Origin of the sequence: Bradyrhizobium sp. YCK136, assembly GCF_044570075.1 — a bacterium.
GTDB lineage: Bacteria > Pseudomonadota > Alphaproteobacteria > Rhizobiales > Xanthobacteraceae > Bradyrhizobium > Bradyrhizobium diazoefficiens.
Genome location: NZ_CP172424.1, coordinates 1,620,699 through 1,641,613, shown reverse-complemented (window position 1 = coordinate 1,641,613; position 20,915 = coordinate 1,620,699). Strand labels below are relative to the sequence as shown.

Here is a 20,915-nt window from a genome sequence, read left to right as displayed (position 1 = left end):
ATCGCTACAGGAGAACGCCATGTTGTTGAAGGATCAGCCAGCCATCGTCACCGGCGGCGCATCGGGGCTGGGCGCGGCGACCGCGCGAAGACTGGCGGCGCAGGGCGCCAAGGTCGCGGTGTGCGACCTCAATGCCAAGCTCGCCGAAACCGTCGCCGCCGAGATCAAGGGCGTGGCGGTGACCTGCGACGTCTCCGACGCCGCTTCCGCTGAAGCTGCGATCGCGCAGGCGACCAAGGCCCACGGCCCCGCGCGCGTGCTGGTCAACTGCGCCGGCATCGGCGTGGCAAAACGCGTTGTCGGCCGCGACGGCCCGATGGCGCTCGCCGATTTCGACAAGGTGATCAAGGTCAACCTGATCGGCACCTTCAACATGCTCCGCCTCGCCGCAACCGAGATGTCCAAGCTCGAGCCGCAGGCGACCGGCGAGCGCGGCGTCATCATCAACACCGCCTCCGTGGCCGCCTATGATGGCCAGATCGGCCAGTCGGCCTATTCGGCCTCGAAGGGCGGCATCGTCGGCATGACGCTGCCGATCGCGCGCGAGCTCGCACAGTTCGGCATCCGCGTGCTGACGATCGCGCCCGGCCTGTTCCTCACCCCGCTGCTCGCGAACCTGCCGCAGGAAGCCCAGGATTCGCTCGCGGCCGCGATCCCCTTCCCGCGCCGGCTCGGCAATGCCGACGAGTTCGCCGCGCTCGCGCTGCACATGGTCGAGAATTCGTACCTCAACGGCGAGGTGGTGCGCCTCGACGGCTCGCTGCGCATGGCGCCGAAGTAAATTCATGAGCGATATTGCAGCAGCGTCCTCCGCGCAGCGCCGGGTGAGGGGCTTTGCACTATCGAGAGACCGAAACCCCTCACCCGAATTGCTGCGCAATTCGACCTCTCCCTACGGGAGAGGTGAGAACCGGCCCCAACGAGTACCAACCACATGTTCGTGAACCGACGCGACGTACAGATCCAATGGGGCGATTGCGACCCCGCCAACATCGTCTATTACCCGCGCTATTTCAGCATGTTCGACGATTCGACCTCGGTCCTGTTCGAGAAGGCCGGCTTCTCGAAGCAGGACCTGGTCCACAAATACGGCCTGGTCGGTATCCCCATGGTCGACACGCGGGCCAAGTTCTACATCCCCTCGACCCATGGCGACTGGATCACCATCGAGACGAAGATCGAGAGCATCAAGCGCTCGAGCTTCGAGGTGAAGCACAATGTCTACAAGACCGCCGATCTCGCCATCGAGGCATTCGAGACCCGCGTCCTGGTCGGCCGCGACCCGGCCAATCCGGAGAAGCTGAAATCGGCGCCGTTTCCGGCGGAAATGGTGACCAAGTTCACGGGAAGTTAGATCGGGGAGCTAAATCGCCGCATCACCAAAAGAGGGGGCTGAATTACCCCCCGATTTCTGCTTTCAAAGAAACACGTCAAGGGAGGAACAATAGATGAAACGCTTTTACCTGACCGCCGCGATCGCCGCGGCGACGCTTGCCCTGCCGGCCCTGCCCGCGCTGGCGCAGACCAGCGAAATCACCATCGGCATCACCACCACCACGACCGGCCCGGGCGCCGCCCTCGGCATTCCCGAGCGCAATGCGCTGGAATTCGTGCCGAAGGAGATCGGCGGCGTGCCGCTGAAGGTGATCGTGCTCGACGACGGCGGCGATCCCACCACCGCGACCACCAACGCCCGCCGCTTCGTCACCGAATCCAAGGCCGACATCATCATGGGCTCGGCGCTGACGCCGCCGACCATCGCGGTCTCCAACGTCGCCAACGAAGCCGGCATTCCGCATTTCGGCCTCGCGCCGTTCCCGATCACGCCCGAGCGCATGAAGTGGTCGGTGGCGATGCCGCAGCCGATCCCGATCGTGGGCAAGGTGCTGTACGACCACATGAAGTCGAAGGGTGTGAAGACCCTCGGCTATATCGGCTACTCCGATTCCTACGGCGACCTCTGGTTCAACGACCTGAAGGCGCAGGCCGTGCCGATGGGCATGACCATCGTGGACGAGGAGCGCTTCGCCCGTCCCGATACGTCGGTGACCGGACAGGTGCTCAAGCTCGTCGCCGCCAATCCCGACGCGATCCTGGTCGGCGCCTCCGGCACCGCGGCCGCGCTGCCGCAGACCGAGCTGCGCGAGCGTGGCTATCAGGGCCTGATCTACCAGACCCATGGCGCCGCCAGCATGGACTTCATCCGCATCGCCGGCAAAGCGGCCGAAGGCGTGCTGATGGCCTCGGGCCCCGTCATGGACCCCGAGGACCAGCCGGACGAAGCCGCCACCAAGAAGCCGGGCCTCGCGCTCAACTCGGCCTATGAAGGCAAGTACGGCTCGAACAGCCGCAGCCAGTTCGCCGGCCATTCCTATGACGCCTTCGAGATCCTGAAGCGAGTCATCCCGACCGCGCTGAAGACGGCCAAGCCCGGCACGCCGGAATTCCGCGAAGCAATCCGCCAGGCGCTGCTGTCGGAGAAGGAATTGGCGGCGAGCCAGGGCGTCTACAACTTCACCGAAAAGGACCGCTACGGCCTCGACGAGCGCTCGCGCATCCTGCTCACGGTGAAGAACGGCAAGTACACGCTGGTGAAGTAAGCGCTGCGACAGTTTCGAGACGACGAGAGCCGGCCCGATGGGCCGGCTCTTTTCTTTTGGCTTTGAGATCAGCGAGTGTGAGGTCGAATCAAGTTCGGCCACCAACAGTGCTCTCTCCGTTCCCTCCCCCCTTGTGGGGGAGGGGCAGGGAGGGGGGTGCCACACGGGGATTCTTTCCGTCGCGCCCCGCCCTCGATGCATCGTCAACAACGGGTACCTTTTCCTGGGCTACCCCCCTCCCTAGCCCTCCCCCACAAGGGGGGAGGGAACGCACGTCCTTCGAGGTGCGAGAGGAGTCTCATCGCATCAGGCCTCAAGCCGCCTGCCGCAGCGGGGTCCAGGCGAACTCCGGATAGTAATTGTCCATCATGCGGTCGACATAGGCGGTGAGGTTCGGGAAGCCCTCGGCCCGCTGCCGCAAACCGGATTCGAAGAACGGCGTCAGGATTCCGGCGAGTGCGCCGAAGGCGGTGGCATCGACACCGCAGGGCTTGTTGCCCATCAGATAGGCCTTGTCGCCGAGCTGCACCGAAAGCGCGAACAGCGAGCGCACCGCGAGATCGACGTCGTCGTCCGGTGCGTGGCGGCCGAGCCCGGAGAGCAGATAGTTCTCGGCGACACGGAATTGCGCATCCTCGCGCAATTTTTCGCGATTGTGTTCCGGCGCGCCGTCGAAGAAATGCGACGGGCCCTTCGCGAAGTTGATCGGATCGACCCAGCGCGCGCCGACCAGCGCCCAATAGACGTGATGCTCGATCATGCGCTCGAACGCCCAGGCCTGTGCGCGCTCCTGCAACGAGAGCCCGGCGTCGAAATCGAAGCCGTAGCGGCGCTCGATATGGGCGCGGATGAAGGTGGAATCGGCCACCGCCTCGCCGCCGTCGTCGATGAACGGCAGCTGCCCCTTGGGGGAGGCGGGCGGCATCGCGCGCTCCTTCCGGTAGGGCAGTCCCGCCATCTTGAGCTGCACCTCCGTCTTGGTGACGAAGGGGCTGATTTCCGGCAGGCCGAAGCCGGTGCCAAAGCCGTAAAGCGTGATCATAAAGCTCTCCTGAACCACCGAAAGAGTTGACGGAACCTAACCGCGGGCTGCTGCCACCATGGTGGCAGCAGCCGTGATATCTTCTGCGAAACGGGCCCCTCGCCGGGCGCGGCCCATGATGTGGCGGACCAGCGCGTCCGCAGCCTGGATCAGCGAGCGTGTCACCATGGTCGCGAGCGCAACGCGGAGGTCGGCGACGGTGAGATCGAAAAACATGAGCCGGCTGAAGGCCAAAGCGTGCAGCACGGCCTGCGCCCGCCACAGCGGACCGGCCGGGCTGAAATGGGTTGGAATGATCATGGACAAATCCTCTTCAGTCGATGTGTTGTCCCGGTATAGACCCCCCCTGCTGCCAACATCCTGTCAGCATCCACGCGCCGGATTTTGAGCGGGCTGCGGTCAGGAATTTGGAAAGAGAATTGTCATGAGACGCGCCGACCGGCTGTTTCAGATCATCCAGGTGCTGAGGCGCACGCGTAAGCCGCTGACGGCGGATGCGATTGCGGCCGAGCTCGAGACCTCCAAGCGCACGATCTATCGCGACATCGCGACACTGATCGGCCAGCGCGTGCCGATCCGCGGCGAAGCCGGCATGGGCTACATCCTGGAAAAGGGTTTTGACCTGCCGCCCCTGATGCTGACGCCCGACGAGATCGAGGCGGCGGTGCTGGGCGCGCAATGGGTCGCGGGCCATGCCGATTCCACACTGGCGCGCGCGGCCGAAGATCTGATGGCGAAGATCGCCGACACCGTGCCTGAGCGCCTGCGCCCCTTCGTGCTGGAGCCCGCGAGCCGCGCGCGGCCAAGCTGGAACAGGGAGCCGGACCGCCTCGACATGGCGCGCACGCGCACCCAGATCCACGAAGGCAAGAAGGTCATGCTGCGCTATCGCGACGAGCAGGGCCGCCCCAGCGAGCGCATGATCTGGCCGATCTCGGTCGGCTATCTCGAAGCCGTGCGCCTGCTCGCGGCCTGGTGCGAGCTGCGCAGCGACTTCCGCAGCTTCCGCACCGACCGCGTCGTGGAGGCGACCTATCTCGACGAGAAATATCCGGAGCGGCGCGACGTGCTGCGCGCAAAATGGCGGCAGAGCCTGGTCTGGGGCCCGCCAAAGGACACGTGACGACGATGGAAGAGCCATCCCCCATCGACCAGTCGAGCTGCTGCCAGAGCTGCGGCGCCTGCTGCGGCTATTCGGAGAACTGGCCCCGCTTCTCGATCGAGAGCGACGAGGAGCTTGCGGCGATCCCGGAGGCGCTCGTCAATGCGCGACAGTCCGGCATGCGCTGCGAAGGCGATCGCTGCTCGGCGTTGCGTGGGGAGATCGGGAAAGAGACCGCCTGCGGCATCTACGCCGTGCGACCGGAAGTCTGTCGCACCTGCATGCCGGGCGACGCCGAATGCGCAATGGCGCGGCGGAAGTTCGGGCTGCCGATGATCGCGAACCCTTAGGCGGGGACAGCTTCGCTGATTTCGTCGTCGAGCTCGTCATCGAGCGGTGCAAGCACCGAGAGCGGCTTGGTCGACAGCGTGATCGGCTTGCGGCCACCCGACAGCGACGGTGAGGATTTGGCGACGCCTTCGCGCGACAGCGCGTAGAGCGTCGAGCCGACACGGCCGCCGTTCTCGATCAGGTCGCGCTCGCTGCAGCTGCCCGCGATCGCGACCGCCAGCGAATGCAAATGGCTGCGGCGATAGCAGAACAGCGCCAGCTTCGCGCGTGCGTCAGGGGAAACACTCTCAACCAACCTCGGCAGGCCACTCTCGCTGGCGCGATACATCTCGCCAAGGAGCTCGTCGCGAACCGGGCAGAAATCGCTTTCAAAGGCGTCGCGGCTTGAAAACATTGCAGTTCTCCCTCGTGTGGGGAAGATGCAGCGCAATTCTCTAACGGAAGGTTAACCACCCCTGACGGTAGTCACCCGGGGTTCCTTGTGCCCTCCCCGCGAATCGAAGGCGGCGGGAATTGCCACTTGCCGTCATTCCGGGGCTCGCGAAGCGAGAACCCGGAATCTCGAGATTCCGGGTTCGGTCCTGAGGACCGCCCCGGAATGACCGGTGCAAGCAATCAGTTCGCCGCCATGAAGATGGAGAGGCCGAAGCTGGTCAGGTGATGGAGCGCCTGGTCGACGCCGATCAGGGTCCAGAACCAGGGGTGCGCAAGGTCGACCCCGAAATTGGCGGAGACGAACCCCTTGGCGCGATCGATCGTGATGTGGATCACGAAATCGATGAAGGCCACGAACCAGAATTTCGGCGCGACGATCAGGATCAGCGGCAGCGCAACCGCAAGGTGAATCAGGCAATGCACCAGGAGCGGCAGGGCCCAGCCGTGCTTCTGGTCCTTGCCATGCGCCATCCAGGCGGTCTGCAGGACGAAATCAGCGATGATGTGCTTGAACGTGAGCAACAACATCCAGCCAATGAGCGCCTCAACCGGAACCGCCGATGACATGGGTGGAAACGACAAAGCTGACGCCCTCATTGAGGTGACAAGAAAAGATTGGAGCGTTCAGCGCAACTTCTTCTTGGACCGGTCAAATCGCCGGGACCTCTGATTTATGACACCTCCGGCACCGGAATGCAGCCGGGGGGAACCGGAAAATCGCCAACTGTGGCTAACTGGTGATAGGATGACCAATCGCCGCGTCGGCGTGGAGTAAGGTTACCTCCGGCTCGAAATTTGCATTCCGGTACCGGCAAGCTATCATTGACGATAGAGAATATCGTTCTTTTTTCAGGCGTTTAAGAATTGCAGGGGCGCACGCAGCGATCGGATCCGCGAGCCGCCCGCGACCCAGAATAAGGCCAGAGTGCTGCCATGAGTACTGAAGGCCCGACCACATCGTCGGTCGAACCGCCGCCCCGGCGCCCCAAGGTAATCAAGACCAATCAGCAGCAGGTCCTGCTGTACGTCGTGCTGACCCTGCTGCTGTCGCTTGCAACCGTCTGGGCCGGCCGCGCGCTGGTGCACAATTCGGAGACGCTGACCTTTGCCGTCGGCGCACCCAACAGCGACGAGGCGCTGTTCGCGGCCAAGCTCGCCGCACTCCTGAAGAACAACGCCTCGCGCTTCCGCATCAAGATCGTCAACAACCCTGACAATGCCAAGGCGCTTGCCCAGTTCGACCGCAAGCAGGCCGACCTCGCCGTGCTGCGCACCGACGCCAAGGTCCCGCTGCGGGCGCGCACGCTCGCGATCCTCGAGCACGATCTCGTGCTCCTGCTTGGACCCGGCAACAAGAAGATCAAGTCGCTTGCCGAGCTGAAGAAGAAGAAGGTCGCAGTCCTCGCCGAGAACGAGTCCTCGCTTGCCTTCGTCCGCGGCATCCTCGACATCCCCGACGGTCCGGACGCCGCCAGGATCCAGATGGCGCCGCAGGGCGCAACACTCGACAAGCTGCTTGCGCCGGGAAACGGCTTCGGTGCGGTGATCGCCATCGTCCACGCCTCGAAAGCGGTGCGGGACAAGGCCTATGAGCAGGTCGCCAGACGCGGCGGCTTCACGCTCAACGCAATCGACGAGACCAAGGCGCTGGCACGCAAATTCCCCGGCATTGCCGACGAGACGCTGACGGCAGGGACGCTGTCGGTCTCGCCTGAAATTCCCGAGGACGATCTCGAAACGATCGGGCTGGAATGGCTGCTGGTCGCGCAATCCAGGATGTCGGCGGCCACGGCGGGCGAACTCGCGCGCACCGTCTACGAGAACAAGTCGGCCCTCGGGCTCGACAGCGGCTTCGCCAGCAGGATCGAGCCGGCCTCGGTCGAGAAGGACGCCTATGTGATGGCGCATCAGGGCGCGGCCGATTACATCAACGACGACATCAAGTCGTTCATGGATAAATACAGCGACCTGATGTATCTCGGCGCCGCGGCGCTCAGCGTCATCGGCTCGATCTTCGCCGCCATCTACGCCAAGATCACCCGGATCGCACCGGAGAAGGCCAGCGAGCTCTCCACCGCCATCCTCGACATCGGCGAGCGCATCGAGCACGCCCACTCCCTGGATCAGCTCGAATGTCTCCAGGACGAGCTGGAAGGCATCCTGCGCGGCGCGGTCATCGGCCTCCGGGACGGCACGATCAGTACCGACGGGCTCGACACCTTGAGCTCGGCTACGAATTCGTCCGCGACGAGATCGGCATGCGTCGCGACTACCTGAAGCGCCATGCCGGCGAGATCGACGAGACCGCCCAGGATGCCGGCCCTCCCCAGCACGACGACAGCAACGTTGTGGTGGTCAAGACCGCGCAGAGCGCTTGACCCGCCCACCTGGCACTCTCGGGGCAGGCCGGGCGGACGTCTTCCGGGAGGATCAACCGCCGGAACTCGGGAACCCTCCCCATCCGCAACCATTGGTTTCCGGATACAACCGGAGAACGCGCCATGCGTACACTCCTCATGATCTTCCTCGTGGGAATGCTGGCAGCGGTTGGCTATTTCGCTTATTCCGCGATGGCGGTCGAAGGCGAGCCGATCCTGACGGAAGGCTATGTGGCTCTCGCGCTGGGGGCGGGATTTTCCGTCGTCGTGGGCATCGGCCTGATGGTCCTGCTGTTCTTCAGCAGCCGCCGCGGCTACGACGAGCCGCCGCATTTCAGGTAGCGGCGGGACCGGCTGCCGCCCCCCGCCTTCGTCTTCCCATTTGCCGCGGCCCGCGCCCGTCGTTGACGGCCTCGGCCCGGGCAGGCACTTTGACACCGAGGTCCCAGCCGGGACCGCAAAAGCCAAGACTGCTGAAGCGAAGACCGCTAAAGCCAAGACCGAGCCACCTTCCCGCATGTTCAAGCCGCTGATCTCCGCTCTGGCCCAGTTCGTGGCCGCCACGGCCGGCCGCAACATGACCAAGGCGGCCTATGTTGCGGTCGGCGTCGGCCTGCTCAGCATGGTGCTGCTGACGGTTGGCCCGGCCTATGAGACGGCGCCCCGCTGGGTCGATGCCCTGCTCTGGGCCTGCCTCGCCTATTTCGTGTTCGAATGGGTCGTCCGGCTGCGCCACATGAGGCGAACCGAGCGCCTTGCGCTCTACATGTCCTCCTCCGCCGGCATCGTCGATGCGATCGGAGCGCTGGCCGTGCCGGTCGCGCTGGTTCTCGGCGTCGAGCTTCGGACGGCCTGGCTGCTCAGCGTGCTCTGGGTGCTGAAGGTGGTGCCGGGCATTCCGGGCCTGCGCCAGCTCCGCCGTGTCCTGGTGCTGGAATCGGGGCCGCTGGTCAGCGTGCTCGTGATCTTCCTGATGGTGGTCGTCCTCGCCTCCGTCGCCGAATATTTCCTGGAGCGGGACGTGCAGCCTCAGACCTTCGGCAGCGTGCCGGCGGCGCTGTGGTGGGCGGTGGTGACCTTGACGACGACCGGCTATGGCGACGTCGTGCCGGTGACGCCTCTGGGGCGCATGGTGGCGGCGCTGGTGATGATCTCCGGCCTCGGCGTGTTCGGCCTCTGGACCGGTATCCTGGCAACCGGCTTTGCCGCGGAGACCCGGCGCGACAATTTCCTCAAGACCTGGGAATCCGTCAGCAAGGTGCCGTTCTTCGCGGCGCTTGGACCGGCGGCCATCGCCGACGTCACCCATATGCTGCGGACCATGGAGCTGCCGGCGCGCACCATGATCATCCGCAAGGGCACGCAGGGCGACTGCATGTATTTCATCGCTGCCGGCGCGGTCGAGGTCGACCTGCCCGGCAAGAAGGTTCAGCTCGGCGAAGGCGCCTTCTTCGGCGAGATGGCGCTGCTCGGCAACAACATGCGCGGCGCCAACGTCTCGACCACGAAGGTGTCGCGGCTCCTGGTGCTCGATCTCGTCGATTTCCGCGTGCTGATGGCGCGGCATCCCGACCTCGCCGAGACCATCGACGCCGAGGCGAAACGGCGCACGCTCGAAAACAGGTAAAGGGAGACAAGAATGTCGGATATAGCCGACGCAGCCTCTGGCCCCGTGCTCGAACGCGACGGCGCGCGGGCCACCATCCGCCTCAATCGTCCCAAGCATCTCAACCGGCTCCAGGCCGAAGATCTAGGCGAACTCGTCGAACTGTTCGACCGGATCGAGGCTGATCCCGCGATCCGCGTGCTGGTGCTGACCGGGACCGGGCGTGCCTTCTCGGCGGGCTATGATCTGAATTCGGTCGCCGAGCGCGCGGTGAGCGCAAGCGAGCAGCAGAGCGCGGGCTCGGCCTTCGAAGCGGTCGTCAACCGGCTGGAGGATCTCGGCGTGCCGACCATCTGCCGGCTCAATGGCGGCGTCTATGGCGGCTCGACCGACCTCGCGCTCGCTTGCGATTTCCGCATCGGCGTCGACACCGCCGAGATGTTCATGCCGGCGGCGCGGCTCGGGCTGCACTATTACCGGAGCGGCATCAAACGCTACGTGACGCGGCTCGGCGTCGACAATGCGAAAAGGCTGTTTTTGACCGCGCAAAAGATCAGCGCGCCGGAGATGCTGCGGATCGGCTATCTCACCGCCATGGTGGCGGTGGAATTCCTCGACGAGGAGGTCGACAAGCTTGCCGGCGTCCTCGCCGGCAACGCGCCACAGGCGATGCGCGGCATGAAGCGCGCCATCAACGAATTCGCCCGCGGCGAATTGGATGAACAAGCCGCCGACCAGCGCCACCGCGACAGCATGCGCGGCGACGAGATCAAGGAAGGCATCAAGGCGTTCGCGGAAAAGCGGCCGCCGAAATTCTGATCACGCCCGCTTCGACCGCATCGCGCGCACCTGCGTGAGCTTGGGATCGCGGACGAGCGCCTGGTAGCGTTTGCTGTCGACGGCGTAAATCGCGATCCGGCCCTCACTGTCGGCATGAACGCCCCAGCCAAAACGCTTGCCCAGGCTCGATGCCCTCATGCACGCCTGCCCCCGGGAGAAGAACGCTTCACGAGCCGCACGCTTCTCCGTCTTCGTCGCCTTCACATCGAGCTCGCGTCCCGGCGCAGACGTCGCGAAGATCACGTCGTCGGACGTGTGTTTGTAGGGTGCCTTGGCGATCATCTCGTATTGCAGGGACGCCACTGTCGGCTTTCCCGCGCGCAGCGGCGGCTCCTCGCCAGTATGCGCCGGACAGTCTTCAGCGACCCGGATGAAGGTGTTGAAGCAGTTGGTCGTGTGAATTGTCATCTGCAACCCTGGATCATTCAACCGCCAGCAGCCGCAGCATGCTGCGCCGCCATCTCGTCATCCGCCGCATTGATCCGCTGGAACGCAGGCCGTGACGTCATCCGCTCGGCATAGCGGACGAAGACGTCCTTTTTCGGCACGATGCCGAACATCATAGTCCAGCTGAACGCGACGCCCCATAGCACGTCTGCTGCTGTCATGCGCTCGCCGAGCAGATACGGCCCCTTCGACAATTGCGCCTCGAGCGCACCCAGCATGGTGTCGTAATCGGCATAGGGCGACTGCGTGATCGGTGCCGGCTCGCGCTGCATGAACTTGTCGATTAAGGCCGGCTCGAACGATGCGCCGTAATAGGCGATCCAGCGCAGATAGGGGCCGCGCAGCGGATCGTCCAGCGCGGGCGTCAATCCCGCCTGCGGAAACAGGTCGCCGAGATAAATGGTGATGGCGACCTGCTCGGTCACCAGCGCATCGCCGTGGCGGATCGCCGGCACCTTGCCGAGCGGGTTGATCGCGAGATAGGCGCCCTGCCGCTGCTCGCCCGCCTTCATGTTGAGGACATGGAGATCGTAGGGGGCGCCAAGCTCCTCCAGCAGCACCCGGGTGCCGGTGGCGCGCGTCTGCGGCGAATAATACAGAGTGATGCGGTTCGGATCGGTCATGGCAGGTCTCCATCTGGCCGTCTGGCGATGCGCGCCTTGTAGCGGACCATACCTGACATCCTGTGTCAGGTATGGTTTAAGGGGTCATGCGCGCGAGCCGGATGCTGTCGATCCTCACCACCCTCCAGGCCAGGGGGCAAGTCACCGCGCCCGAGCTCGCGCAAGCCTGCGAGGTGTCGGTGCGCACGATCTATCGCGACATCGACGCGCTCGCGGCATCGGGCGTCCCTGTTTATGCCGACCGCGGCGCGGAGGGCGGCTACCGCCTGCTCGACGGCTATCGCGTGCGGCTGAACGGCCTGTCGCAGAACGAGGCGGAAGCGCTGTTCCTGACCGGTTTGCCGGGGCCGGCGGCAGCACTCGGGCTGGATGCGGCGATGATCGCCGCGCAGAACAAGCTCATGGCGGCACTGCCCGCCAACCTGCGCGCGGACGCCGGGCGGATGCAGGAGCGTTTTCACCTGGACGCTCCCGGCTGGTTCGGCGAGGCGGAAGAACCAAAGCACCTGCGCACGATTGCCGGTGCGGCCCTGCGCGGGACGCTGATCAAGATCCGCTACCAGAGCTGGCGCGCCGAAAAGCAGCGCCGCGTGGCGCCGCTCGGGCTCGTGCTGAAGGGCGGCGGCTGGTATCTCGCAGGGCAGGTCGACGGCAGCGTGCGCACCTATCGTGTCGCGCGCGTGCTCGATTGCACGGCGCTCGACGAGCGCTTCGATCGTCCCGCCGATTTCGATCTCGCCGCCTATTGGCAGGCCGCCACGCTGCGCCTCGAGGCCGAGATGCATCCGAATGTCGCGATCGTGCGGCTGTCGCCGTTCGGCGTGAAACTGCTCGACGCGCTGAGCCAGCCTTACGTCCGGGCGCGCACTCAGATCGAGGACGCCGCCGACGCGGACGGCTGGCGCGTTGCCAGGGTGCCGACCGGCAAGACGTCATGGCACGCCGCGGCCGAATTGCTGCGGCTCGGTCCCGAGGCCGAGGTGCTGGAGCCCGCCGATCTCCGCGAGAAGATGGCCGAGCTGACGCAGGCCATGGCCGCGCGCTATCGCGCGGCGCGGAAAGCATGACGGCGGCGCAACTCGCCGCAGCCGACGAAACAATCCTGAAACACGATTCTCCCCTCGCCCCGTGAACACATTCGCGTTTCGACCCGACCGAGATGCAGGGACACAACAACGGCCTCGCGCCAACTGGAGAATGAAGATGTTTCGTAAGCTTGCACTCGGTCTGATCGCTGCCGGCTCGCTCGGTGTTGCCGCTCTCGCCCCCACCGCCGCTTCGGCCCACGGCTTCCACCATCACTGGGGTCCCGGCTGGGGCTTTGGCGGAATCTACGTCAACACCGGCGTCAACAACTGCTACCAGGAGCGCGTCGTCCAGACCCGCCACGGCCTGCGCGTCCGCGTCGTGAATGTCTGCGCCTACGGAATCTACTGATATCTCGCGCTGTCGACAAAGCCCCGATCGCTCCGCGATCGGGGTTTTGCATTTGCCTAGCCGGCCTGCCGCTGCCGGCGAAACCAGGCCCAGGTCTCGCGCGTCGTCGCGATATAGCCGCGGCCGCGATGGACGATCTCGCCGTCGACGATCTCGTTCAGCTTCGGCAGCGCGTGGAAGGGTATGGAGGGATAGGCGTGATGCTCGACGTGGTAAGGCATGTTCCACGCGAACCATTTGACGAGCGCGCCGGTGTAGGTGGTACGCGTGTTCTGGAAGGCGCTGCGGGTGCGGTCGCAGCCGGTGTGCTCGGCATAGAGATAGGGCCGCAGGAAGAACTGCCCGATGACAAGCGGCACGATCCAGACCCAGAGCAGCAGCGCCGAGGAGAACCACAGCGAGAGCGCGAGCAGGAGCGCATAGAGCGCAGCATAGGCGCGCGCCTCACGCACGATGGTGGCGCGCTTGTTTTCGGGAATCCAGGGCACCGTGACCTTGCCGGTCACGGCGTGGCCGAGCATCAGCCAGAGGCGGCCGGCGACCTGGAGCAGGCCGCTATAAGCGAGCGCCAGCTGCGTATCGGATTTCGGCTTCACGCCGACGATCAGCTCCGGGTCCTTCTCAGGATCCTGGGTGTAGCGGTGATGGTCCCAGTGAAACAGGCAGTAATATTCGTAAGGTTGTCCGATGATGAAGCCCGAAGGATAGCCGACCGCAAGGTTGAGGCCACGGCTCCTGAACGCGGTCTTGTGCGCGGTCTCGTGCAACGCCATGAACAGGAAGGCGACGAAATAGCCCTGCACCGCCATCAGCGGCAGGGCCCATAACACGCCCCAGGCCGAAGAGACCTTCCAGACCAGCGCGCCGACCAGCACGACCAGGCCGTAATGGCTGAGGCTTTTCGCGGCCCCCCTGAGATTGGAGCGCACCGACAATTCACGCAGCATCGCCGGCGTGAGCGGCTTCAGGCGGTGGCCCGGCTCTGAAACGGTTGCGTCAGTCATGATCGGATGCCTGTCTTACTTGCTGAGGAGCTGTGCGATCTCGGCCTTGATGAAGGCCTGGTCGGGTGGATTGTTGACGGGATTTCCGGCGCGATGGCCGTGCAGCGACGGGATCGGATGCAGCACCGCCGACTTTGCGTTGACCAGCCGACCGAGTTCGTCCTCGTTGTCGCGGACGTCGAAATAGCGGTCGGTGGCGCCCGGCATCAGCAGCATGTGCGCCTTGATCGCGGCGAGCGCCCGATCGAGATCGCCGCCGAATGCGGCGCAGCGGCTGATATCGCCGCTCTGCCAGATACCAATCTGCGCCAGCAGGTCGTTGGCATCGCGCCGCGCGAACGTCGCGTCCCACCCACGGACGAGATAGTCCTCAAGCGAGCTGAAACCGGCCTCGCGCCAGAGCTCGTCGCGATAGAAGCCGTGCGACATCGCCCAGCCGGCATAGACGCGCCCCATCGCGCGGTAGCCGACGGTGGGCTTCTCGACGAAACGGCCGTTACGGAAGGCGGGATCGCCGGTCAGCGCGGCCTTCACGCTTTCGAGGAAAACATGATTATAGGGCGCGCAGCGGGCGCTGCCGCACACCACCGCCGCGCGCTCCACCATGTCGGGATAGCGGGCCGCCCAGTGATAGGCCTGCATGCCGCCCATCGACCAGCCATAGACCAGCGCGAGCTTCGAGATGCCGAAGCGCCCGGTGAGAAAGCGGTGCTGGACCGCGATGGCGTCGTGGTAGGTCGGCTCAGGGAACGGGCCAGCCGTGTTCGAGGGCGAGGACGACAGGCCGTTGCCGAACAGATTCGGGATGACGATGAAGTAGCGTTCGGGATCGAGCACGCCGCCGGCCCCGATCAGCCATTCGGTGTCGTAATGCTGCGCGCTGAACGAGGTCGGGTAGAGGATGACGTTGTCTTTGGCCGGGCTCAGCGCGCCGTACGTCTTGTAGGCGAGCGTCATCGAGGGGAAGATTGCCCCGGACTGGAGCGTGACGTCGCCGGCCTCGAAGGTCTCATAGTCGCGCTGCGCCGTCATGCGTTCAACTCCGCTCACGCGGTCGCAGAACGCGCCGCTGAAATGGCGATGCATCGATCATGCCGGGCCGCTCACGCATCATTGCGTCACGCTTAATAACTGTACGAATAGTACATATATTAGCAGGTGGCAAGATGTATCTGGCCGGTTCGCTGGCTCAAGCGATGGCCGCCAGATAGCGCGCGACCGACGCCGCGAATGCGGCCTTGGCCCCCGCGGCGATGTTGCGCCCCCACCAGGCGCCGTAGATGCGATCGAAGGCGAGCGGCTCGACCGCGGCCGCGATCCGCCGCACCGCAGCGGCATTGAGCGGCATGTAGTTCGGATAGGAATACATGAAGCTGACGAAGCGGCGGTCCATCGTCACCTGCGCGATGTCGCCGGTGAGCAGCGCGCCCCTGCCGTCCGCGCCCTGCCGCCAGTGCAGCATGGTGGCGCCGGCGAAATGGCCGCCGCTGCGCAGCAGCACCACGTCGTCGGAGATGCGATGGCTGTCGCCGGTCCAGTGCACGATCGAGGCATGCGGCCGCGTCACCCATTGGCGGTCATCCGCGTGCAGATAGACCGGGATGCCGCCGAAAGCCTCGCTCCAGTCGGCGAGCGCGCCATAATAATGCGGATGTGAGATCGCGATTGCCTGCAGTCCACCGAGCGAGCGGACCTGCGCGATCGCCTCCGGCATTGCCAGCGGCACGCAGTCCCACATCACGCAGCCGTCTGCGAGCGGCACGAGCAAGGCGCGCTGGCCGATGGCGAAGCTCGGCTCGAGTGCAAGGCCGGTCAGGCCGAGATCGTCGCGACAGATCAGGCGATGGCTTTCCGCCAACGACTCGCGGGTGAGGAAGGTCTGCCCTTTCCAGTTCACGAATTGACGTTCGTCCTCGCAGATCGGACAGGACGCAGGAGGTCTTTCGCTGGCCGGGAATTGCGCGCCGCAGGTTTCGCAGGTCCAGAGGGACATGGCTCGTGATCCAGGATGTCACGCTTCAAATATGGACCGGAGATCGACGACGGCAAGAACCCCGCAAGCGGGAAAGGCGAAGCCCCCTCACGTCCCGAAATTCTTCTGGATCGCCTTGTCGAGGGTCTCGCCGCCGACGAAGCGCTGGCGCAGCTCGCGCTTGAGCAGCTTGCCGCTCGGATTCTTGGGCAGCGCGTCCACGAAGATGACCCGCTTGGGCACCTTGAAATGCGCCATCTGGCCGGCGCAGTGCTTGATGACGGATTCTTCGTCGAGCGTCTCGCCGCTCTTGACCACGACGATCGCGGTGACCGCCTCGATCCAGCGCGGATCGGGCAGCCCGACGATGGCAACCTCCGACACCGCCGGGATACGATACACCATCTCCTCGACCTCGCGGCTCGCGACGTTCTCGCCGCCGGTCTTGATCATGTCCTTGACGCGGTCGACCACGGTGATGTGACCCTCGCCATCGACGGTAGCGAGATCGCCGGAGTGAAACCAGCCGCCGGAGAACGCGGCCGCCGTCTTGGCGGGATCGTTGTAATAGCCGGACAACAGGTGCGGCGAGCGGTGCACGATCTCGCCGACCTCGCCGACCTTGACGTCCTCCATCGCCGTATTGACCACGCGCGTCTCGACGTTCAGCACCGGCTTGCCGGCCGAGCCGGCCTTGCGCAGCTGGTCCTCGGGCCGCAGCACGGTCGCGAGCGGCGCGATCTCGGTCTGGCCGTAGAAGTTCCAGAATTTAACGGCGGGCAGACGGCGCTGAAGCTCGAGCAAGACTTCCACCGGCATGATCGAGGCGCCGTAATAGCCCTTCTGCAAGGTCGACAGGTCGGTCTTGTCGAAATTGGGCGAGCGCAACATCGCGATCCAGATCGTTGGCGGCGCGAAGAACGACGTGATCCTGTGCGCCTGGATCAGCGCCAGGATGTTGTCGGCAGTCGGCTTGCCCGTGATCACGCCGGAGGCGCCGAGATAGACTTGCGGGCCAAGGAACACGTCGAGCTGGGCGCAATGATAGAGCGGCAGCGCGTGCAGGAATTTATCGTCCACACTCATGCCGCCGTCGATGATGCAGCTGACATACTGCCACATCACGGCTTCATGGGTCAGCATCGCCCCCTTGGGCAGCGATTCCGTGCCGCTGGTGTAGACGATCTGCGCGAGGTCGCGGCTGTCGACGGACGCCTCCAGGAACGAGCCGTCGGCATGAAGCAGATCGTCGAAGGTGGTTAGGCCGGCGGGCGCGGTGGCGGGATCCTCGCCCGGGAGCCAGATCATCTTCTCGACCGCAGAGTCCTTCGCACTTGCCGCGCGCGCGGGCTCGACGAAATCAGGCCCGGTCGCAAGCAGCTTTGCGCCGGAGCTCTTCAGGATGAAACTGATCTCATCCGGATTGAGCATGAAGTTGATCGGCACCAGCACCGCGCCGATCCGCGCCACTGCGAAGCGGAGCGCGGCAAAGGCATGGGAGTTGCGCGAGAGCACGGCGAGACGATCGCCCTTTTTGACGCCGAGGCCGAGCAGGCCGCGGCCGAGCCGGTTGCAGATCGCGTCCATCTCGGCGAACGTCCAGCTCACGCCGCCGCAGCTTATCGCGAGCTTACCCGGATCGCGGCCCGCCGAACGGCGCAGGAGATCGCCGATGGAATGCTCGCGCGCTTTCGAGATGGTGGCTGCGGTGTCGCTGGACATTTCCATTCCCCAAGATTTGCAATTTGCGCGAAGCGTAGTCGGCGCTGTCGACTGCGTCAAATTCCCTGCGCGCCGGCGTCATGACGCAAGAATTGCCCCTTCGCCGGGGCAATCTAATCTGGCGCGCCAACTACAAAGATCGGGGGAAATGTCATGTATCGGATCGCACGCGCCGCCCTTGCGGCCGGGCTGTTGTCTGCGCTTTTCATCAATCCGTCGCCCGCCCAGCAGACCCCGCTCAAGATCGGCGTGCTCTCCGACTTCTCCTCGGTCTATTCCGACATCGGCGGTATGGGGAACGTCGAGGCCACCAGGATGGCCATCGAGGATTTTGGCGGGCAGATGTTCGGCAAGCCGATCGATATGGTCTCGGCCGACGTGCTCAACAAGCCCGACGTCGCCTCCACCATCGCCCGCAAATGGTGGGAGACCGAGGGCGTCGACATGATCATCGACCTGCCGACCTCGGCCACGGCGCTCGCCGTGATGGAGCTGTCGAAGCAGTACGAGAAGATCATGATCGTGACGGATGCGGCGAGCTCCGACATCACCGGAAAATCCTGCTCGCCCTACACCGCGCACTGGACCTACGACACCTATGCCAACGCCCACACCGTCGGCAGCGCCATCGTCAAGAACGGCGGCGACACCTGGTTCTTCCTCACCGCCGACTACGTGTTCGGCCATTCGGTCGAGCGCGACACCGGCGACGTCGTGAAGGCCGCCGGCGGCAAGGTGCTCGGCAGCGTCAAGCATCCGCTCAACACCGCCGACTTCTCGTCCTTCCTGCTCCAGGCCCAGGCCTCCAAGGCCAAGATCATCGGGCTTGCCAATGGCGGCGGCGACACCATCAACGCGATCAAGCAGGCCGGCGAGTTCGGCATCGTCGCCGGCGGCCAGAACCTGGCGGCGATCGTGATGTTCATCTCCGACGTGCACAGCCTGGGGCTGAAGCTCGCGCAGGGGCTGATCATCACCGAGGCCTATTACTGGGACCTCAACGACAAGACCCGTGCCTTCGGCAAGCGCTTCCTGGAGCGCGTCAAGCGGATGCCGACGATGAACCAGGCCGCGACCTACAGCGCGACGCTGCATTACCTCAAGGCCGTGCAGGCCGCCGGCACCAGGGACACCAAGACCGTGATGGCCAAGATGCGCGAGCTGCCGGTGAGGGACGCCTTCACCGACAACGGCAGCTTGCGCGAGGACGGCCGCATGGTCCACAGCATGTACCTGTTCCAGGTGAAGAAGCCCGAGGAATCCAGGGGTCCGTGGGACTATTACAAGCTGCTCGCCGAAGTCCCGGCCGACCAGGCCTTCCGGCCGCTGAAGGACGGCGGCTGCCCGCTGCTGAAGTAGCGCTTTGCGCGCATCGGGGACCTGCCTTCCGTCGCGGGGCGGGTCCACGGCATTGCATTGCACGGAAAAAACGAGCGAGCGCTCTCTCAGAAAATTCTGGTCCGCCCCCTTTCCCGACGGCCACTCTCTGCGCTAGGAATGACGACAAGGGTGTAAAGCCCACGCCTGGATCAACAACAACGCCAAAAGACCCGGGAAGAAATTTGGGGAGGCAGCGTGAATCTCGCGCGCCGACGACCTTGGACGAACGCGTTCTCGACGGAAGCGCTGTGCACGCGCATTCTGGAACGTCACCGCGACTCAATCCGCGTCCAGAAGCCACGTCTTGCCGTCGCAAATCTCGCGCGTATCATCGGCGCAACCCTCACCCTCTCCAACAAGCAGGGCTTTCACGCCACGACGCTGCGCCAGCTCGCGGAGGCCTCCGGCCTCAGCATGGGCGGCCTCTATACGTATATCGACAGCAAGCCCAGGCTCCTGTCGATGATCCTCGGCGAGGTCGCGGCAACGGCGACCGAGGTTCTGACGGCGCCTCCCGACGACGTCAGGAATGACGCCCACAGGCACCTCGACTGGATCATCGCGACCCATATCCGCATGAGCGAGGCGATGCAGCCCTGGTTCGTCTTCGCCTTCATGGAGGCGAAGTCCTTTCCGCCGGCGGAACGTCAGCGCGCGATCGACATGGAAGCCATGACCGAGAAGATCATCGCCGACGTCCTCAGGCAGGGCGTCGCCAGCGGCGCCTTCACGATCGACCATGTCAGGCTCACGGCGTCGTTGATCAAGCCGCTGCTGCAGGACTGGTACGTCAAGCGCGCCAAGTACCGCAAACGCGGCACGTCGATCGACGGATACATCGATGGCGTCGGCAACTTCGTGAGCGCCGCCTTGTCGAGTGGCACCCGCGCCAACGGACGCTCGTCCGCCAGGGCACGCTCGCGGCCAAAGCAGATGGCGCACCCATAGTCCGCAGGAAGGGCCAGGCGATGAAGCGTTTCCGGTTCAATCAGCAAGAGATCGTCTTCGCCGTCTTCGCGCTGCTGTTCCTGGTATTCTCGATCTTCCTGCGCGGCTTTCTCACCCCGGAGAACATGCTGACGCTGCTCCAGAACGTCTCCGTGCTCGGCATCCTCGGCCTTGCCATGGCGATCGTCGTGATCGGACGCGGCATCGACATCTCGCTGATCGCCGCGCTCGCCGTGCCGCCGGGGCTGGTCTTGCAGATGGTGCAGAACGGCCACTCGCTGCCGGCCTCGCTCCTGACCGCCGTGCTGCTGACGATCGCCTTCGGACTCGTCAATGGCTGGCTGATCGCCTACGCCGAGGTTCCCTCGTTGTTCGCGACGCTCGCGACCGGCTTGCTCCTCGCCGGTCTCGGGCAGGCCGCATTGTTCCAGCTCGACGTCGTGCAGTGGAGCCCCGGCATGGACGGCTTCGAGCGGCTCGGACAGGGCACGATCCTCGGCATCCCGACGTCGATCATCATGTTCGCGATCGCCTGCATCGTGGTGGCTTTCCTGCTGCGCCAGACGCGCTGGGGCGCCTATATCTATGCGATCGGCGACAACCCTTTCGCCGCGCGCGTCACCGGCATTCCCTCCCGCCCGATCATCGTCCTGCAATATGTGATCGCCGCCCTGATCGGCTGCTTCGCCGGCCTCGTGTTGGCTGCATCCGTCAACTCGATGCCGACCCGCATCTTCAACTCCACGCTCATCTACGACGTCATTCTGGTCGTCGTGCTCGGCGGCATCGGGCTATCGGGCGGCCGCGGCGGCGTCCTGAACGTCGTGATCGGCACGCTCCTGATCGGCACGATGCTCAACGGCATGACCATCATGGACATCTCCTACGCCGGGCAGAATCTCATCAAGGGCGTGGTTCTGCTGCTCGCCGTCATCACCGATTCCTTCCTCAATCCGCGCAACGAGGAGACGGCGCAGCAGGGCGACATCTGACCGACCCAACGAGATAACGACAACCACAACCAAGGA

At 64.8% G+C, this 20,915-nt stretch carries 23 protein-coding genes and 1 pseudogene; 14 read left to right on the top strand and 10 right to left on the bottom strand.

Translation table 11 applies throughout. The annotated features are described in order from the left end of the window. Positions 1-19: 19 nt before the first annotated feature. From ACFLEY_RS07765 to ACFLEY_RS07755, 3 genes are all read left to right on the top strand, one after another. The gene (locus ACFLEY_RS07765) at positions 20-781 is read left to right on the top strand and encodes a 3-hydroxyacyl-CoA dehydrogenase (RefSeq protein ID WP_060908887.1); all 762 of its coding nucleotides are present in this window, start codon (positions 20-22) and stop codon (positions 779-781) included. Between the two features lie 153 nt (positions 782-934). Beyond that, complete coding sequence (locus ACFLEY_RS07760; RefSeq protein WP_011090571.1) at positions 935-1,354, top strand: thioesterase family protein; 420 nt, start codon at positions 935-937, stop codon at positions 1,352-1,354. A gap of 94 nt (positions 1,355-1,448) precedes the next feature. Further along, positions 1,449-2,600 (top strand): ABC transporter substrate-binding protein, encoded by a 1,152-nt coding sequence (locus ACFLEY_RS07755; RefSeq protein ID WP_060908888.1) that lies wholly within the window; start codon positions 1,449-1,451, stop codon positions 2,598-2,600. 313 nt (positions 2,601-2,913) lie between these two features. Here ACFLEY_RS07755 and ACFLEY_RS07750 read toward each other — a convergent pair whose 3' ends face one another. Continuing rightward, a complete protein-coding gene (locus ACFLEY_RS07750) occupies positions 2,914-3,642 on the bottom strand; it encodes a glutathione S-transferase family protein (RefSeq protein ID WP_011090573.1) in 729 nt (242 codons plus the stop codon). Between the two features lie 36 nt (positions 3,643-3,678). Continuing rightward, positions 3,679-3,942, bottom strand: a complete 264-nt coding sequence (locus ACFLEY_RS07745; RefSeq protein WP_060908889.1) for a hypothetical protein — start codon at positions 3,940-3,942, stop codon at positions 3,679-3,681. Positions 3,943-4,066: 124 nt separating this feature from the next. Here ACFLEY_RS07745 and ACFLEY_RS07740 point away from each other — a divergent pair, with 124 nt between their 5' ends. Together ACFLEY_RS07740 and ACFLEY_RS07735 are read left to right on the top strand one after the other, a co-directional pair. Beyond that, the gene (locus tag ACFLEY_RS07740; protein WP_060908890.1) at positions 4,067-4,765 is read left to right on the top strand and encodes a YafY family protein; all 699 of its coding nucleotides are present in this window, start codon (positions 4,067-4,069) and stop codon (positions 4,763-4,765) included. 5 nt (positions 4,766-4,770) lie between these two features. Further along, entirely contained in the window at positions 4,771-5,094 is a 324-nt protein-coding gene (locus ACFLEY_RS07735) for a YkgJ family cysteine cluster protein (RefSeq protein WP_060912696.1), read from the top strand. Here ACFLEY_RS07735 and ACFLEY_RS07730 read toward each other — a convergent pair. Further along, positions 5,091-5,489: a hypothetical protein gene (locus ACFLEY_RS07730; protein WP_028173785.1), complete on the bottom strand. Its 399-nt coding sequence runs from the start codon at positions 5,487-5,489 to the stop codon at positions 5,091-5,093. The two genes, ACFLEY_RS07735 and ACFLEY_RS07730, sit on opposite strands and share 4 nt — an antisense overlap. A 221-nt stretch (positions 5,490-5,710) precedes the next feature. Then, complete coding sequence (locus tag ACFLEY_RS07725; protein ID WP_060912697.1) at positions 5,711-6,058, bottom strand: DUF3307 domain-containing protein; 348 nt, start codon at positions 6,056-6,058, stop codon at positions 5,711-5,713. Positions 6,059-6,463: 405 nt separating this feature from the next. Between ACFLEY_RS07725 and ACFLEY_RS07720 the strand changes: the two are divergent. The 4 genes and pseudogenes from ACFLEY_RS07720 to ACFLEY_RS07705 all read left to right on the top strand — a co-directional run bounded on the left by ACFLEY_RS07720 (position 6,464) and on the right by ACFLEY_RS07705 (position 10,333). Then, positions 6,464-7,908: pseudogene (locus ACFLEY_RS07720) on the top strand (TAXI family TRAP transporter solute-binding subunit). Between the two features lie 123 nt (positions 7,909-8,031). Then, positions 8,032-8,250 (top strand): hypothetical protein, encoded by a 219-nt coding sequence (locus tag ACFLEY_RS07715; RefSeq protein ID WP_211433549.1) that lies wholly within the window; start codon positions 8,032-8,034, stop codon positions 8,248-8,250. 175 nt (positions 8,251-8,425) lie between these two features. After that, positions 8,426-9,535, top strand: a complete 1,110-nt coding sequence (locus ACFLEY_RS07710) for a cyclic nucleotide-gated ion channel (RefSeq protein WP_396604590.1) — start codon at positions 8,426-8,428, stop codon at positions 9,533-9,535. A gap of 12 nt (positions 9,536-9,547) precedes the next feature. After that, positions 9,548-10,333: an enoyl-CoA hydratase/isomerase family protein gene (locus ACFLEY_RS07705; protein WP_060908891.1), complete on the top strand. Its 786-nt coding sequence runs from the start codon at positions 9,548-9,550 to the stop codon at positions 10,331-10,333. Here ACFLEY_RS07705 and ACFLEY_RS07700 read toward each other — a convergent pair whose 3' ends face one another. Both ACFLEY_RS07700 and ACFLEY_RS07695 read right to left on the bottom strand, forming a co-directional pair. Then, on the bottom strand, positions 10,334-10,762 hold the full coding sequence (locus ACFLEY_RS07700; protein ID WP_011090582.1) for a DUF6157 family protein: 429 nt from the start codon (positions 10,760-10,762) through the stop codon (positions 10,334-10,336). A gap of 17 nt (positions 10,763-10,779) precedes the next feature. Continuing rightward, a complete protein-coding gene (locus ACFLEY_RS07695) occupies positions 10,780-11,424 on the bottom strand; it encodes a glutathione S-transferase family protein (protein WP_060908892.1) in 645 nt (214 codons plus the stop codon). A gap of 86 nt (positions 11,425-11,510) precedes the next feature. Between ACFLEY_RS07695 and ACFLEY_RS07690 the strand changes: the two genes are divergently transcribed. Together ACFLEY_RS07690 and ACFLEY_RS07685 are read left to right on the top strand one after the other, a co-directional pair. Continuing rightward, positions 11,511-12,491 (top strand): YafY family protein, encoded by a 981-nt coding sequence (locus ACFLEY_RS07690; RefSeq protein ID WP_028173778.1) that lies wholly within the window; start codon positions 11,511-11,513, stop codon positions 12,489-12,491. A 136-nt stretch (positions 12,492-12,627) separates the two neighbouring features. Continuing rightward, positions 12,628-12,861 (top strand): hypothetical protein, encoded by a 234-nt coding sequence (locus ACFLEY_RS07685; protein ID WP_027543365.1) that lies wholly within the window; start codon positions 12,628-12,630, stop codon positions 12,859-12,861. A 56-nt stretch (positions 12,862-12,917) separates the two neighbouring features. Here the strand turns inward: ACFLEY_RS07685 and ACFLEY_RS07680 are convergent, their stop codons facing one another. From ACFLEY_RS07680 to ACFLEY_RS07665, 4 genes are all read right to left on the bottom strand, one after another. Then, on the bottom strand, positions 12,918-13,865 hold the full coding sequence (locus tag ACFLEY_RS07680) for a fatty acid desaturase (RefSeq protein WP_060908893.1): 948 nt from the start codon (positions 13,863-13,865) through the stop codon (positions 12,918-12,920). Between the two features lie 15 nt (positions 13,866-13,880). Beyond that, positions 13,881-14,897: an alpha/beta fold hydrolase gene (locus ACFLEY_RS07675; protein WP_060912698.1), complete on the bottom strand. Its 1,017-nt coding sequence runs from the start codon at positions 14,895-14,897 to the stop codon at positions 13,881-13,883. A gap of 157 nt (positions 14,898-15,054) precedes the next feature. Continuing rightward, on the bottom strand, positions 15,055-15,858 hold the full coding sequence (locus ACFLEY_RS07670; RefSeq protein WP_060908894.1) for a hypothetical protein: 804 nt from the start codon (positions 15,856-15,858) through the stop codon (positions 15,055-15,057). 87 nt (positions 15,859-15,945) lie between these two features. Then, positions 15,946-17,559, bottom strand: a complete 1,614-nt coding sequence (locus tag ACFLEY_RS07665; RefSeq protein ID WP_060912699.1) for an acyl-CoA synthetase — start codon at positions 17,557-17,559, stop codon at positions 15,946-15,948. 153 nt (positions 17,560-17,712) lie between these two features. Between ACFLEY_RS07665 and ACFLEY_RS07660 the strand changes: the two genes are divergently transcribed. The 3 genes from ACFLEY_RS07660 (at position 17,713) to ACFLEY_RS07650 (ending at position 20,879) form a co-directional block, all read left to right on the top strand. After that, positions 17,713-18,918: an ABC transporter substrate-binding protein gene (locus ACFLEY_RS07660; protein ID WP_011090589.1), complete on the top strand. Its 1,206-nt coding sequence runs from the start codon at positions 17,713-17,715 to the stop codon at positions 18,916-18,918. Between the two features lie 216 nt (positions 18,919-19,134). Next, complete coding sequence (locus ACFLEY_RS07655; protein ID WP_011090590.1) at positions 19,135-19,887, top strand: TetR/AcrR family transcriptional regulator; 753 nt, start codon at positions 19,135-19,137, stop codon at positions 19,885-19,887. A 20-nt stretch (positions 19,888-19,907) separates the two neighbouring features. Next, entirely contained in the window at positions 19,908-20,879 is a 972-nt protein-coding gene (locus ACFLEY_RS07650) for an ABC transporter permease (protein ID WP_011090591.1), read from the top strand. The last annotated feature ends 36 nt before the right edge of the window (positions 20,880-20,915 follow it).